This is a genomic window from Mesorhizobium sp. W016 (genome assembly GCF_054719485.1).
Window position 1 is genome coordinate 1,607,996 of record NZ_JBTTIF010000002.1, and the last position, 13,769, is coordinate 1,621,764.

The 13,769-nt window shown below is 63.8% G+C and carries 15 protein-coding genes; 4 read left to right on the top strand and 11 right to left on the bottom strand.

The genetic code is table 11. The features are described from left to right. Positions 1-47 precede the first annotated feature (47 nt). On the top strand, positions 48-1,061 hold the full coding sequence (locus ACYG9V_RS08220) for a class I SAM-dependent methyltransferase (RefSeq protein WP_023708182.1): 1,014 nt from the start codon (positions 48-50) through the stop codon (positions 1,059-1,061). A gap of 16 nt (positions 1,062-1,077) precedes the next feature. Here ACYG9V_RS08220 and ACYG9V_RS08225 read toward each other — a convergent pair whose 3' ends face one another. From ACYG9V_RS08225 to fabA, 4 genes are all read right to left on the bottom strand, one after another. Then, the gene (locus ACYG9V_RS08225; protein ID WP_460221931.1) at positions 1,078-2,631 is read right to left on the bottom strand and encodes a putative bifunctional diguanylate cyclase/phosphodiesterase; all 1,554 of its coding nucleotides are present in this window, start codon (positions 2,629-2,631) and stop codon (positions 1,078-1,080) included. A 183-nt stretch (positions 2,632-2,814) separates the two neighbouring features. Beyond that, the gene (gene fabI / locus ACYG9V_RS08230) at positions 2,815-3,627 is read right to left on the bottom strand and encodes an enoyl-ACP reductase FabI (protein WP_023669564.1); all 813 of its coding nucleotides are present in this window, start codon (positions 3,625-3,627) and stop codon (positions 2,815-2,817) included. A gap of 34 nt (positions 3,628-3,661) precedes the next feature. Then, entirely contained in the window at positions 3,662-4,882 is a 1,221-nt protein-coding gene (gene fabB, locus ACYG9V_RS08235) for a beta-ketoacyl-ACP synthase I (protein WP_460221932.1), read from the bottom strand. 123 nt (positions 4,883-5,005) lie between these two features. Further along, on the bottom strand, positions 5,006-5,518 hold the full coding sequence (fabA, locus tag ACYG9V_RS08240; protein ID WP_023696727.1) for a 3-hydroxyacyl-[acyl-carrier-protein] dehydratase FabA: 513 nt from the start codon (positions 5,516-5,518) through the stop codon (positions 5,006-5,008). A 345-nt stretch (positions 5,519-5,863) separates the two neighbouring features. Here fabA and irrA point away from each other — a divergent pair, with 345 nt between their 5' ends. Then, a complete protein-coding gene (gene irrA, locus ACYG9V_RS08245) occupies positions 5,864-6,295 on the top strand; it encodes an iron response transcriptional regulator IrrA (protein WP_031193300.1) in 432 nt (143 codons plus the stop codon). A gap of 10 nt (positions 6,296-6,305) precedes the next feature. Continuing rightward, a complete protein-coding gene (locus ACYG9V_RS08250) occupies positions 6,306-6,665 on the top strand; it encodes a DUF4260 domain-containing protein (protein WP_023703478.1) in 360 nt (119 codons plus the stop codon). A gap of 13 nt (positions 6,666-6,678) precedes the next feature. Here the strand turns inward: ACYG9V_RS08250 and ACYG9V_RS08255 are convergent, their stop codons facing one another. Continuing rightward, on the bottom strand, positions 6,679-7,236 hold the full coding sequence (locus tag ACYG9V_RS08255; RefSeq protein WP_023703477.1) for an SH3 domain-containing protein: 558 nt from the start codon (positions 7,234-7,236) through the stop codon (positions 6,679-6,681). 157 nt (positions 7,237-7,393) lie between these two features. Between ACYG9V_RS08255 and ACYG9V_RS08260 the strand changes: the two genes are divergently transcribed. Continuing rightward, positions 7,394-8,395: a 2-hydroxyacid dehydrogenase gene (locus tag ACYG9V_RS08260; RefSeq protein WP_023703476.1), complete on the top strand. Its 1,002-nt coding sequence runs from the start codon at positions 7,394-7,396 to the stop codon at positions 8,393-8,395. A 12-nt stretch (positions 8,396-8,407) separates the two neighbouring features. Here ACYG9V_RS08260 and ACYG9V_RS08265 read toward each other — a convergent pair whose 3' ends face one another. Genes ACYG9V_RS08265 through dnaN form a run of 6 tightly spaced genes read right to left on the bottom strand, consistent with a single transcriptional unit; the run spans position 8,408 to position 13,670 of the window. Next, a complete protein-coding gene (locus tag ACYG9V_RS08265; protein ID WP_023834323.1) occupies positions 8,408-8,821 on the bottom strand; it encodes an aconitase X swivel domain-containing protein in 414 nt (137 codons plus the stop codon). Further along, on the bottom strand, positions 8,818-10,071 hold the full coding sequence (locus ACYG9V_RS08270; protein WP_352763830.1) for an aconitase X catalytic domain-containing protein: 1,254 nt from the start codon (positions 10,069-10,071) through the stop codon (positions 8,818-8,820). The genes ACYG9V_RS08265 and ACYG9V_RS08270 overlap by 4 nt, the downstream gene beginning before the upstream one ends. Next, positions 10,068-10,556 carry a GNAT family N-acetyltransferase gene (locus ACYG9V_RS08275; protein ID WP_352623919.1) on the bottom strand — a complete coding sequence of 163 codons (489 nt, stop codon included), beginning with the start codon at positions 10,554-10,556 and terminating at the stop codon, positions 10,068-10,070. Before ACYG9V_RS08275 ends, ACYG9V_RS08270 begins: the two co-directional genes overlap by 4 nt. A gap of 4 nt (positions 10,557-10,560) precedes the next feature. Further along, positions 10,561-11,316 carry a molybdopterin-synthase adenylyltransferase MoeB gene (locus ACYG9V_RS08280; protein ID WP_023703473.1) on the bottom strand — a complete coding sequence of 252 codons (756 nt, stop codon included), beginning with the start codon at positions 11,314-11,316 and terminating at the stop codon, positions 10,561-10,563. A gap of 31 nt (positions 11,317-11,347) precedes the next feature. Continuing rightward, positions 11,348-12,493, bottom strand: a complete 1,146-nt coding sequence (recF, locus tag ACYG9V_RS08285) for a DNA replication/repair protein RecF (protein WP_023806292.1) — start codon at positions 12,491-12,493, stop codon at positions 11,348-11,350. 58 nt (positions 12,494-12,551) lie between these two features. Next, positions 12,552-13,670 carry a DNA polymerase III subunit beta gene (dnaN, locus tag ACYG9V_RS08290; RefSeq protein WP_023669575.1) on the bottom strand — a complete coding sequence of 373 codons (1,119 nt, stop codon included), beginning with the start codon at positions 13,668-13,670 and terminating at the stop codon, positions 12,552-12,554. Positions 13,671-13,769 lie beyond the last annotated feature (99 nt).

A 13,769-nucleotide genomic window follows, 5' to 3' on the forward strand; every position in this document is an offset into this window, starting at 1 on the left:
CGCGCCCGTTTTCGTTTAAGACCCGTCTACGACATGAGAATCGAAGAATGGCCGCTGAGCCGCTGAAGACACTGTTCCATCCCTTCGAGGCCGAGGGGCTCCCTCTGCCGCAAAAGGGCGAGCGTGTGTTGTTCCTGGGTGCGGAGCCCGGCTTCCGCTTGCCGGAAGGCTTCGAGGCAGAGCTCCATCTTGCACAGGGTTTCCGGCCGTATCTCCGAGCGCTGGAGCGTGCCGGCCACAAGGTAACGCCGCGCGCGGAAGGCGATGCATTCGATGCAGCGCTCGTGCTTGCCGGCCGCCATCGTGGGCTAAACGAGATGCGTATTGCCGAGGCGATCGAACGCGTCACGCCGGGCGGTCTGATCATTGTCGCCGGCGGCAAGGACGAAGGCATCGCCAGCCTGCGCAAGCGCATCGACGAGCTTGTTCCGATCGAAGGGCATCTGCCGAAATATCACGGCATCGCCTTCTGGCTTCGCCGTCCGGTCGATCTGGCGCCTGCGGAAAAACTGCGCGTCGCCAATCCCGCCTTGGTCGTAGAGGACCGCTTCCGCACCGCGCCCGGCATGTTCTCCTTCGACCGGATCGACGCCGGCTCGAAACTTCTGGTCGACAACCTGCCCAAAGACCTGCGCGGCAACATTGCGGATTTCTGCGCCGGCTGGGGTTATGTCGCCGCCGAGGTCGCGGCACGTTCATCCGGTATAACGGGGCTCGACCTTTACGAAGCGGATTTCGACGCGCTTGAGGCGGCCAAGGGCAATATCGGCCAGACAGGCTTCGAGCCCGGCTTCTTTTGGACCGATCTGCTGAGCGAGCCGGTCGAGCGGCGCTATGATGCCATCGTCATGAACCCGCCCTTCCATCGCAGCCGGGCGGCCGAGCCGGAAATCGGCGCCGGCATGATCCAGGCGGCGGGCAAGGCGCTGAAGCCGGGCGGGCGGCTGTTCATGGTGGCGAACCGTCAGCTGCCTTACGAACCGGTTCTGAAGGCCGTCTTCTCCAGCCATGCCGAGCTCGCCCGCGACGGCATGTTCAAGGTTTTCTCCGCGCGCCGATAGGACGGTGCCGGTCGCCTCAATGCATGCTGACGATGCGCGCCGGCTCGTGGACGGGAATGGTCGGTCTGATATCGCCAGGCTTGATCTTGAGCGGCGCCGGCCTGCCGAACAGATAGCCTTGCACCATCTCGCAACCAGCTGCTCGCAAAAGCGTCGCCTGGTTCTCGGTCTCGACGCCTTCGGCGATGATGCCGACGCCGAGCGCCCGCGACAGGCCGACGATGGTAGAGACGACTGCGCCCGAATTGGAATCGGTGTCGATGCGGCTGACGAACGAGCGGTCGATCTTCAGCTTGCCGAAGGCGAAGTCGATCAGGTAGCTGAGATTGGAATAGCCGGTGCCGAAATCGTCGACGGCCACCGAAATGCCCATGTCGGCAAGCTGCTGCAGGATGATGGCGGCGCGGTCGCGGTCCTGCATCATCGCCGTCTCGGTCACTTCGAGCTCCAGCCGCGACGGCTTGATGCCGGTGCTGGCCATCGTGTCGCGCACGATACCGACGAAATCCTTGGTCCTGAACTGGACCGGCGAGATGTTGACGGCAACGAAGCAGTCCTCGGGCAAATGACGGGCATCGCTGCAGGCCTTGTTCAGCACCCAATTGCCGATCGGGTGGATCATGCCGGTCTCTTCGGCGATAGGAATGAATTCCATCGGCGGGATCATGCCGCGTTCCGGGTGCTTCCAGCGGATCAGCGCCTCGTAGCCGACGACACGGCCGGTCGGCAGGTCGAGCTGCGGCTGGTAATGAAGGTCGAAATCGCCACGGTCGAAGGCGATGTGCAGTTCGGATTCGATCCAGTGGCGGTAGTCGGCGACCTGGCCCATGTCGGAATGGAAGACCGACCAGTTGCCCACGCCGCCGGCGCGGGCATTCTGCAGCGCCAGGTTGGAGCGGCGCAGGATGAGGACCGGATCGACGCCATCCTTTGGCATCGCCACGATGCCGACCGACAGGCCGACCGACTGCAGGTGGGAATCGAGCTGGTACGGCTTCAGCATCTCCTCGATCATGGTTTCGACGGTGCTTTCCATGGACCTTTGGAGTTGGTGTTCCCAGACAAGGATAGCGAACTCGCCGGCGCCGATGCGCCCCATGACCGCGCCTTCGGGCATGCAGGCCTTCAACCGCTTGGTGAAGCCGCGGATCAGTTCGTCGCCATGGCTGTAGCCGATGGCGTCGTTGATCTGCTTGAAGCGGTCGATGTCGATGTCGATGAGGAACACCGGCTCACCGGTCCTGATCGTCGCGGACGCCGCGTCGGCAATCCTGCCGACCATCGCCGGCCGCGCAAAAAGCCCGGTCAGCTTGTCGAAATGGGTTTCGTTGAAAACGTAGTCCACCAATTCATCGACGCCGGCGAAGAAGGACAAGGCAGCACCGGCGGCGGCCAGCGCGCATAGCGCCGACGCGATGCCGATCATGGTTTCCGCCTGCATGCCGGCAAAGCCGTCCCCGAAACCATGCCGGAGGCCCCAAAGCCCAAGGATGAAACTGCCAAGGCCCGAACTGGCGACGGTGAGCAGCCGGAACACAGGTGTTCGCTTCGGGTTGCTGACAGCAGGCATTGCTCAGTCCCTGTCGCATGATCCCGAAATCAACTCGACTTCGGGAAATATCAAGCGCAAATTCATAAAGGCTAAAGCATCCTTTGCGCCCAGCAAGAACGCGCAGAGCCCAAGCCCATAGGACTTCTAGCGGATATCTCCTTAAAATGAGTTTCCGCCGATGCATCTAATTTTACTGGTGAGTTAATCGCGTACGCTGTCGGTCTGCTTCAACTCATCCAGGGTTGGCATCGACACGATGTGATAGCCGGAATCCACATAATGGATTTCGCCGGTGACGCCTGACGAGAGGTCGGACAAAAGATAGAGCGCCGAGCCGCCGACCTCGTCGATGGTCACCGTGCGGCGCAGCGGCGAGTTGCGCTGCTGGTAGGAGTACATGTGGCGGGCGTCCGAGATTCCGGCGCCGGCCAAAGTACGCACCGGTCCCGCCGATATGCCGTTCACCCGGATGCCGCGCGGGCCATAATCGTTGGCGAGATAGCGCACGCTGGCTTCCAGCCCGGCCTTGGCGACGCCCATGACGTTGTAGTTCGGCATGACGCGGACAGAGCCGGCATAGGTCAGCGTGATCATCGCGCCGCCTTCGCTCATCAGCGGGGCGGCATGGCGGGCGACCTCGGTGAAGGAGTAGCAGGAGATGACCATGGTGCGGACGAAATTGTCGCGGCTGGTGTCGGCGTAGAGCCCTTTGAGCTCGTTCTTGTCGGAAAAGCCGATGGCGTGGACGACGAAGTCGAGCCCGCCCCATTCCTTGCCGAGCGTCTCGAAGGTGGCGGCGACCGATGCGCTGTCCTCGACGTCACAGGGCACCACCAGAGACGCGCCAAGCTTCTCGGCAAGCGGCTTGACGCGGCGCCCGAATGCGTCGCCCTGATAGGTGAAGGCAAGCTCCGCTCCGTGTTCGGACAATTTCCTGGCGATGCCCCAGGCGATCGAATGATCGTTGGCGACGCCCATGACAAGCCCGCGCTTGCCCTTCATCAGTCCGTCCATGGCCGGCAATCCCCCTACAAAAAAAACGCTGGCCTTATGCGGAATAGCGCTGGAAAATCAGCGTTGCGTTGGTGCCACCGAAGCCGAACGAGTTGGACAAAACCGTGTCGATCCTGGCGTCGTCGATGCGCTTGCGCACGATCGGCATGCCCTCGAATTCGGGATCGAGGTTTTCGATATGGGCGCTCTCGCCGATGAAGCCGCCTTGCATCATCAGGATCGAGTAGATCAATTCCTGTACGCCGGCGGCACCCAGCGAATGGCCGGTCAGCGACTTGGTCGAGGTGATGAACGGCATCGTGTCGCCGAACACCTCTCGGATGGCGCCCATTTCCCGGGAATCGCCGACCGGCGTCGAGGTGCCGTGGGTGTTGATGTAGTCGACCGGCGTGGACACCGTCGCCAGAGCCTGGCGCATGCAGCGCACCGCGCCTTCGCCCGACGGCGCCACCATGTCGTAACCGTCCGACGTTGCGCCATAGCCGACGATCTCAGCGTAGATCTTGGCGCCGCGCGCCTTGGCGTGTTCGAGCTCCTCCAGGATGAGGACGCCCGCGCCGCCCGCGATGACGAAGCCATCGCGATTGGCGTCATACGCGCGGGAAGCTGTCGGCGCACGATCGTTATACTTCGACGACATCGCGCCCATGGCATCGAACAGGTCCGACATCGTCCAGTCGAGGTCTTCATGGCCGCCGGCAAACATCACATCCTGCTTGCCCCACTGGATCAGTTCGTAGGCGTTGCCGATGCAATGCGCCGAGGTCGAGCAGGCCGACGAGATCGAATAGTTGACGCCGTGGATCTTGAACCAGGTGGCGAGCGTCGCAGATGCGGTCGACGACATCGCCTTCGGCACCGCGAACGGACCGATGCGCTTGGGGCTGTTGTTCTTGAGCGTGGTCTCGGCCGCCTCGACGATGGTGCGGGTCGAGGGGCCGCCCGAGCCCATGACGATGCCGGTGCGCTCATTGGTGATGTCGCTTTCGCCAAGCCCGGCGTCGGCGATCGCCTGGTCCATCGCGACATGGTTCCAGGCCGCGCCCTGGCTCAGGAAGCGCATGGCACGCCGGTCGATCATAGGGGTCGGGTCGAGCGTCGGCGCACCCCAGACCTGGCAGCGGAAGCCGTGTTCGGCGAAGGAATCGGAGAAGCTGATACCTGATTTGGCATCATGGAGCGAGGATTGCACCTCGTTGGCGTTGTTGCCGATCGACGATACGATGCCGAGGCCTGTGACGACGACCCTTCTCATTCGCAACTCCTTCCAGCGGATGATCCCGAAACCCTAGTCGGTTTTCGCCGGCGATCATACGCAAAATCAAAATGCCGCAGCGGCGTTGCGTCTCGGAAGAACGCGCCGCTGCAGTGGCGCCGGTCAGGCGGCCGATTGCTTGGACAGCCCCACCTTGAGGTCTGTCGCAGCGTATATGGGTTCGCCGTCGGCCTTAAGCCAGCCATCGGCGATACCGAGCACCAGGCGTCCACGCATGACGCGCTTGAAATCGATGCCGTATTCCACCTTCTTGACCGAAGGCGTCACCATGCCCTTGAACTTGACCTCGCCGGTCGACAGCGCCATGCCCTTGCCCGGTTCGCCGAGCCAGCCGAGGTAAAAACCCGTCAATTGCCACATGGCGTCAAGACCCAGGCACCCCGGCATGATCGGATTGCCGATGAAATGGCAGGCGAAGAACCACAGGTCCGGCTTGATGTCGAATTCGGCACGGATGAAGCCCTTGTCGTGGGCGCCGCCGGTCTCGCTGATCTCGGTGATGCGGTCGAACATCAGCATCGGCGGATAGGGCAGCTGGGCGTTGCCGGGCCCGAACAGCTCGCCGCGGGCGCAGGCGAGCAATTCCTCATAACCGTAGCTGGATTTACCCGCCATATGTCTCGTCCCCATAATCGTCCCGGGCGGTGGGGCGCCCTTGTCGTTGGTTTCCTATCACAATCCCTTTCGGGCCGGAAACCGGCGTTTGCGCTTAACCCGCCCGTCTGCCCGGGTCAATGCGCGCTCTCGCATCGGCCTGGAAATCGATTCCGATTTCCAGAAAGCACGATGCTATGCCAAAAGTGATAGAGCGCATTTGGTGCGTCCAACTGGCCGCACGTCGCTCTATTGATCGTATTCGGCCAACAGAATATATGTCGGGAGGTGTCCAGTTTCGGCCGATGACGTTTTTTCGCCACTCTGGGCGTGTCTTGAGGCAGAACTGTGGGCTTGGACGGATAGATGGATCTGGGCGGCCGGAAGGAAAATGTCGCTGTGGACAAGCGGGTTCGCGAAGCCGGCCTTAGGCCGACACGCCAACGCATTGCGCTGGCCGATCTGCTGTTTGCCAAGGGCGACCGCCACCTTTCGGCCGAGGAACTGCATGAAGAGGCGGTCGCCGCCGGCGTGCCGGTCTCGCTCGCCACCGTCTACAACGCGCTTCACCAGTTCACCCAGGCCGGCCTGCTGCGCATCCTGGCGGTCGAGGGGTCCAAGACCTATTTCGACACCAACACCTCCGATCACCATCATTTTTACATCGAAGGCGAAAACAGGATCTTCGATATAGAAAGCGGTCCGGTGACCGTCTCCAACCTGCCGGAGCCACCCGCAGGTATGGAGATCGCCAATGTCGACATCGTGGTGAGGCTGCGCCCGAAACGCAGCGTTTAAGCCCCAACCCGTGAAACCTGTCGATTTTGCAATCCGGCTCGAATGGGTTGCGGTCGCGGTCGTGGCTATAGTCGCCTATGCCGCGTCAGGCGTTTCCTGGTGGCTGTTCGCCCTGCTTATCCTGGCGCCAGACCTGTCGATGCTGGGCTATCTCGCCGGGGCACGGATCGGCGCTGTCGCTTACAATGCCTTGCACATATTGATCGTCCCGCTGTTGCTGGCGCTCGCCGGATATGTTCTGGCCAATTCGACGGCGACCGCGATTGGTCTGATCTGGATCATCCACATCGCCGTCGACCGCGCGCTCGGCTACGGTCTCAAACTGTCGGCCGGTTTTCGGGACACCCATCTCGGCCGTATCGGCCGTTAGGCCTCCAGCAATCTCAATTCTTGACGTGCTCGCCGGGATAGGCGCCCCACACCTGCGACTGGGCGATCCAGCCGGTGTGGCCGTCGAAGGTCATTTCGCACCACTGGCCATCGCAGGTTTTGATCGTGCCCGTAACGCCCGGCTCGATGATGGCGATGACGCTGGCGTCCTTGTCGGCATCGTCGAGCAGATTGATTCGGCCCCCCTTGGTGCGCTGCCAGGGGGCGACGATCGCGGTCCGGCGGCCCGACAGCAGCGACTGGTTGATCCAACCCTCCGAGCCATCGGCATCGCGCACGCGCCGCCAGGTATCGAATTCCTGGATGATCTCCATAGGCAGGCCGGCCTTTGTGTACATCCAGTCGACGGAATAGTTGGCGCCGGGCCCAACGCGCGAGTTGACGCGAGCCGATTTCAGGCTGACGAAACGCGGCAGCGGCAGGCCGCTCGGCCCGAGCGTGACCGTCTGCACAGGTGCGGCGGCACCTTGCGCCGCGGCTTGCGGGAAATGCAGGAGAGCGCCGAGAAGCGCTGCGCTGAGGATCAGGCGAAGCGACGCGAAACCAGACACTTTCATTCCTTTCGGCGCGTGCCCTTTGGCCCGGGCGCCCCTTTTTCTTTGTCTTCGGCGGCACCGCTTGTTACAGGAGTGGCAGGCACCGCGACCGGTATTCAGTTTCGCCTGTCTTGGTTAAAGAGGTCTCAACGAGATCGGGTTCGAGGAAACAATGGCAGGCAAAAAACGGCCTCTCGTCGTCATCACGCGCAAGCTGCCCGATCCGGTCGAGACCCGCATGCGCGAACTCTTCGACGCCAGGCTGAATGTCGAGGACCGCCCGATGACGCAGCCGGAGCTGGTCGCGGCGATCAAGGAAGCCGATGTGCTGGTGCCGACCATCACCGACCAGATCGATGCGGCGCTGATTGCCCAGGCCGGCGACAATCTCAAGCTGATCGCCAATTTCGGCAATGGCGTCGACAAGATCGATGTGGCGGCGGCGGCCAAGAAAGGCATTACCGTCACCAACACGCCGAACGTGCTGACCGAAGATACGGCCGACATGACCATGGCGCTGATGCTGGCCGGGCCGCGGCGGCTGGCCGAAGGCGCCAATGTGCTCACCAGCGACAAGAAATGGGCCGGTTGGTCGCCGACCTGGATGCTCGGCCGGCGCATCTGGGGCAAGCGCCTCGGTATCGTCGGCATGGGCCGCATCGGCACTGCGGTTGCGAGGCGCGCCAAGGCTTTCGGCCTGTCGATCCACTACCATAACCGCCATCGCGTGCTGCCGGCGGTCGAGGAAGGGCTGGAGGCGACCTATTGGGAAAGCCTCGACCAGATGCTTGCCCGCATGGACATCATCTCGATCAACTGCCCGTCGACGCCGGCGACCTTTCATCTGCTTTCGGCGCGGCGCCTAGCTCTGCTTCAGCCCACCGCCTATGTGGTCAACACCGCGCGCGGCGACATCATCGACGAGGAAGCGCTGGTCAAGCTGATCCAGGACGGCAAGATCGCCGGCGCCGGCCTCGACGTCTACGAGCACGAACCGGCGCTGAACTCGAAACTGCTGAAGCTTGCCGCCAAGAACAAAGTCGTGCTTTTGCCGCATATGGGTTCTGCGACGATCGAGGGCCGCATCGACATGGGCGAGAAGGTGATCATCAACATCCGCGCCTTCTTCGACGGCCACCGGCCGCCGGACCGCGTGCTGCCGCTACGGACTTGAAGCGGGCCGCGTTCAGGATGCGGTTGTGAGGGCGCCATCCGCCGCGACACTCACACGCTTGCCGCGATAGGCCTCAAAAGCGTCGCGCCTGAGCCTGAGCGCTACCGGCGTCGGCCAGCCCATTTCCCTGGCCACAATCAAGCCAAGCAGCAGGATCGCGTCCGGCTCGTGCAGCACGAGTGCCGTCGGCGCATGGCCATTGTGGACGAGTTCCATCAGCACGGCTGACGCTGAGGACGAGCCGATCGTGCCGGGCAGGAACAGCACACGCCCGGAAATGGTCTCGCCATGCTGCGGGTGACGGACATCGGCGATGCGGCCGCTCTTCGGATCGACGCCGCCCCAGAAGCTGATCGGCGCCGTCAGCACCAAGGCCAGCCCTTCGCCTCCGCTGCCCGGCACCAGGATTTCAGCGACGGCGCTCATGCGGCGATATCCGTAAACCTGGGCTTACCGGCAACCGCGCTTTCCACGCAGTCGGCCAGCGAGCCGTAAAGCACGGCGTAACCGGTATTGCCCGGCGCGTAGTGCGCGAATTTTCCCGAATTGGTCATCAGCACGCCGCCGGCCAGATTCGGCAGGATCGGCGTCACCACCACGCAGGTGTCGGCGACGATGATGACGCCGCTGGCTTCGAGCATCTTGCGCTTGCCGTTCTGCTCCAGCCTGGTGAGCACGTGGCGGCCGGTGCAGGCGTAAATCGGCACGCTGAGCCGCCGCCCGCCAATCAGCCGCTCAAGTGCATCGAATTCGGCCAAAGACAGATGCGGACTGCCGATCGCCACGGCATCGATGGCGGTCTGCGTGGCTGCGGTGGACAGGCCGGCGCGGGCCTTCATGGCCATCTCCGGCGTTACGCGGATCATCGTTTCCGGCCTGCCGCCCACCAGGATGGTCTCGGCGTCGGGCGCTTCTGGCGTTACCCCGGCGATATGGAACAGGCCGACGGCGCCCGACGATGCCGCCGCGGCGCCGAAGGCTTTCAGCGCGTCCTCGCCGGGATGGCTGGATGTGCCGGTGACGACGCCGACCGCGTTGCCGACCTCGCGGCCGTAGAGGCTGCCTAGCACCGGCCAGGCGATCTCGGAGCCAAGGAACGAGGCGGAGAGGCCGGACACATCGAACACCAGCCGTGCCTGCCGGTTCTCGGGGCGATGCAGGCCGTAATCCGGCGCGCGCCCCGATATGGCGCAGGCGATGTCGAGGAAGTCGCCATAGCGGTTGGTGCGTGCCCCCAGCACCGAATTGCAGAACACCACCGCGTTGGATTCGCCCCAGGCGACATCGCTGCCAAGCGCTGGCCTGTGGCCGGCTTGATAGGGCGCGCAGGTCCAGCTCTGCTCGCAGCCAAGTTTGCGGTAGGCCTCCATCATTCGTCGCGCCATGCCGCGCGCCGGCTCTTCGAGGCGCACGCGCGAGCAGCCCATCAGATCGAGCGCGCCGACATTGAGCGTCGAGCGCACCGCGACCCTGGCGCCGCCATCGACCAGCCTTTCGGCAAACAGCGTGCCGGAATCGCCGTGATAGAGCGCGCCGTCTATATGCGTCGAGGCGATCGGGATCAGTCGCGGCGCGCCGAGCAGCGCAGCGCTTTCGGCAACGATGCGCATCGCCATCGCCGCCCCGTCATGGCCGGAGGCGATTGTCTGCTCCTGTGCGCTGAGGGCGAGGCTCACGCGAACTCCTTGCGCATGGTGATCGAGGTCGGCCGGTCATAGCCGTCATGCGCGGTGCGTTCAGTCTCGCGAAAGCCGAGACCGGCAAAGGTTGCATGATTTACGGTCAGTTCGATTCGCGTCTGCAGTTCGATGGCCGGTTTGTTCCGGCTGCGGGCGAGAAATTCGACAGCCTGCATCAGCCGCCTGCCGATGCCTTGCCCTTGAAGCTCAGGTTCGACGGCGAGCTTGCCGATGTAGAAATCATCGGCTCTCTCCAGCGCGAAAACGCAGCCGGCGATCCTGTCATCCTGCAGGGCCAGCAACACGGTCTCGCGGCCAGCCTTGTCCCTGAGGTTTCCGGCGTTCAGCAGATGTGCCGAGGAGGGCGGGTCGATGACGCCGTCCATCGGTGCAAAGGCGCGCATGATCAGGCTGAGCAGTTCGTCCCAGCGGTCGAAGCCGGGGGCGAGCTGCGTGACCAAAACACTGGCAGGCTGATCCATGCGGTCAGCTTCTCTTGTAGCGGATCGTGTCGAAGCGCGCCGACAGCGCATCGTAGAGCAGCAGCCGGCCGACCAGCGGTTCGCCGATGCCGGTGATCAGCTTGATCGTTTCCATCGCCTGCAGCGTGCCGACGACGCCGGTCAGCGCACCGACGACCCCGGCCACCGCGCAGGATGGCACCAGCCCCTCTGGCGGCGCTTCGGGAAAGAGGTCGCGATATCCAGGGTTCGGTCTGCCGTCGGTGCCGGTGCCGAACGGCATCAACACCGTAACCGAGCCGTCGAAGCGGCCGACGGCGGCATGCACGAGCGGCCGCTTTTCCGCCGCGCAGGCATCCGCCACCACATAGCGCGTCTCGAAATTGTCGGAGCCGTCGACGACCACGTCGTAGCGCGCGACGAGAACGGCAGCATTGTCGGCCGTCAGCCTGAAATCGTGCAATTCCACCGCGACATGGGGATTGATCCGGGCGATCGCTGCTTTGGCGCTCTCGGTCTTCGCCGTTCCGACCGTATCGGTGGCGTGGATCACTTGCCGCTGCAGATTGGACAGCGAGACAATGTCGTCATCAACGATGCCAAGTGTGCCGACGCCCGCGGCAGCGAGATATTCCAGCACCGGTGCGCCGAGGCCGCCGGCGCCGATCACCAGCACCCGTGCGCGCTTCAGCCGCTGCTGGCCGGCGCCGCCGATCTCGGGCAGCACGATGTGGCGGGCATAGCGTTCGAGTTCTTCGTCGGTGAGGGCGGCAGGGGTCATTGCCCGACCATATAGCGGAGCAAAAACCTTGTCAGGTCTCTTCGGTTGGCCCAACCGTGCCGTGGTCGACGGTGAGGAACTGCGCGCGTCCCCTCAGGCTGGAAAACAGCGCGGCGTCGGTTCCGGTCATGAAGGCCTGGCAGTTCAGCTCCTCCAGGATCGAGAACAGCGCGGCGCGCCGGCCGGCATCGAGATGCGCGGCAATCTCGTCGAGCAACAGGATCGGCGTCATCGCCGACATCTCGCCGGTCAGCCTTGCGTGCGACAACACGATGCCGACCAGCAGCGCCTTCTGCTCTCCGGTCGAGCAGAGTTCGGCCGGCATCGCCTTGGGGCGGTGGCGCACCAGTAGATCCGAACGGTGCGGGCCGTCGAGCGTGCGTCCGGCGGCGCGGTCGCGCTCGCGGCCGTCGGCAAGGGCGTCGCGATAGCGTTGCTCGACATCCACAGCGGGTGCTGAGGCGACATGGCTTTCAAGGTCGCCGAAGAGGCTGATGTCGGCTTGCGGAAACGGCCCGCTGGACGGCAACCTGTCGATCATGGCGGCCAGCAGGCGCACCAGCTCGGCGCGCGCCGCGGCAATCGCCACGCCGGTTTCGACCATTTGCATCTCGATGGCGTCGAACCATGCGCCGTCTCGCGAACCTTCCGTAAGCAATCGGTTACGTCCGCGCATCGCCTTCTCATAGTCGAGCGCGCGCTGGCCGTGGCCGGGATCGATCGCAAGCACCAGCCTGTCGACAAAGCGCCGCCGGTCCGCGGCAGGCCCCGGGAACAGGCCGTCCATGGCCGGCGTCAGCCAGACCACGCGCAGCCATTCCAGCATGGCGTCGGCCGACCGTGCCGGCGCGCCATTGATGCGCACCTTGCGACCGCCCTCGCCGGCCGCTTCACCCCCGGTGATGCCGGTGCCGATCTCGACCTGCCCCTCCGGCCCGTCGAGCCTTGCGTGCAGCGCAAAGCCGCCATCGCCGCCTTCGCGGGCCACGTCGACATAGGGCGCCCGGCGCAGGCCGCGGCCAGGCGTCAGCAGCGAGATGGCTTCCAGGAGATTGGTCTTGCCGGCGCCATTGTCGCCGGAAAACACCACCGCGCCGGGTGAAAAGCCGATCGACAACGCCGCATAATTGCGGAAATTCGTAAGTGTGAGCTTACTTATGTGATTTTGTTCCGGCAACCGCTATCCGCCTATAGAAGTCGCCGCAATCACTATGCTGCAGTGTGCCGCAGTGCGGCTACACCCGCATCGGCATCAGCACGTAGAGCGCGGTCTCATCGGCCATGTCGTGGATCAGCGTCGGCGAGCCGGCATCGGCCAGCATGAACTTGGCTTCCGTGCCGGTGAGTTGAGCAGCGACGTCGAGCAGATATTTGGCGTTGAAGCCAATCTCGATCGGGTCGGACGAATAGTCGGCCGCCAGTTCCTCGGTGGCGCTGCCCGAATCCGGATTGTTGACGGCAAGCGTCACCTGGCCTTCGGTGATCGAAAGCTTCACCGCGCGGCCGCGCTCGGAGGAAATGGTCGAGACGCGATCGACGGCGGCGGCGAAGCTCTGGCGGTCGATGATCAGCTTCTTGTCGTTGCCGGTCGGAATGACGCGCTGGTAGTCCGGGAAAGTGCCGTCGATCAGCTTCGAGGTCAGAACCACGCTGCCGATGGTGAAGCGGATCTTGGTGTCGGACAATTCGGTGGTCACCGCGACATCGGGATCGTCGACCAGCTTCTGCAATTCGCTGACCGTCTTGCGCGGAATGATGATGCCCGGCATGCCTTCGGACCCGGCCGGAGCGTCGATCTCGGCGCGCGCCAGGCGGTGACCGTCGGTCGCCACCGAACGCAGCTTCAGCTTGCCGCCAGTTTCATGCGTGTGCAGGTAGATGCCGTTGAGATAGTAGCGCGTCTCTTCGGTGGAGATGGCGAACTGGGTCTTTTCGATCAGGCCTCTCAGGGCGACGGAATCGAGCCGGAAGATGTGTGAGAAGGACCCCGCCGAAAGCTCCGGGAAATCGGACTGCGGCAGGCACTGCAGGCGAAAGCTCGAGCGGCCCGACGTCACCGTCATGGCGTTGCCGTCCTCATCGGTCTTCAGCATCACTTCGGCGCCGTCGGCCAGCTTGCGCACGATGTCGTAGAGGAGGTGCGCCGGAACCGTCGTCGCCCCGCCGCGCTCGACCTTTGCCGGCGTCGCTTCGGTCACTTCGAGGTCGAGGTCGGTGGCTTTCATTTCAAGGCTGGCGCCCTCGGCGCTGAGCAGCACGTTCGACAGGATCGGTATGGTATTGCGCCGCTCGACCACGCGATGAACGTGGTTGAGCGACTTCAGGAGATTGGACCGTTCCAGGATAACACGCATGACGAAACAGGCTCGCTTGAATGAATGGACGGGTCACCAGTGGGCGGCGCCCCGCGAAAGGTCTGAACAGGCTCAGAATCTATGCAAACTGACAGGAAA

What these genes read in the sequence shown, in the direction of transcription:
- ACYG9V_RS08265 (WP_023834323.1), bottom strand. Translation starts at nt 8,821, where the DNA reads ATGAGCGCCGTCGCTGAAATCCTGGTGCCGGGCAGCGGAGGCGAAGGG.
- ACYG9V_RS08280 (WP_023703473.1), bottom strand. Translation starts at nt 11,316, where the DNA reads ATGACCCCTGCCGCCCTCACCGACGAAGAACTCGAACGCTATGCCCGC.
- irrA (WP_031193300.1), top strand. Translation starts at nt 5,864, where the DNA reads ATGGATCTGGGCGGCCGGAAGGAAAATGTCGCTGTGGACAAGCGGGTT.
- fabI (WP_023669564.1), bottom strand. Translation starts at nt 3,627, where the DNA reads ATGGACGGACTGATGAAGGGCAAGCGCGGGCTTGTCATGGGCGTCGCC.
- dnaN (WP_023669575.1), bottom strand. Translation starts at nt 13,670, where the DNA reads ATGCGTGTTATCCTGGAACGGTCCAATCTCCTGAAGTCGCTCAACCAC.
- fabB (WP_460221932.1), bottom strand. Translation starts at nt 4,882, where the DNA reads ATGAGAAGGGTCGTCGTCACAGGCCTCGGCATCGTATCGTCGATCGGC.
- ACYG9V_RS08260 (WP_023703476.1), top strand. Translation starts at nt 7,394, where the DNA reads ATGGCAGGCAAAAAACGGCCTCTCGTCGTCATCACGCGCAAGCTGCCC.
- fabA (WP_023696727.1), bottom strand. Translation starts at nt 5,518, where the DNA reads ATGGCGGGTAAATCCAGCTACGGTTATGAGGAATTGCTCGCCTGCGCC.
- ACYG9V_RS08225 (WP_460221931.1), bottom strand. Translation starts at nt 2,631, where the DNA reads ATGCCTGCTGTCAGCAACCCGAAGCGAACACCTGTGTTCCGGCTGCTC.
- ACYG9V_RS08220 (WP_023708182.1), top strand. Translation starts at nt 48, where the DNA reads ATGGCCGCTGAGCCGCTGAAGACACTGTTCCATCCCTTCGAGGCCGAG.
- ACYG9V_RS08275 (WP_352623919.1), bottom strand. Translation starts at nt 10,556, where the DNA reads ATGGATCAGCCTGCCAGTGTTTTGGTCACGCAGCTCGCCCCCGGCTTC.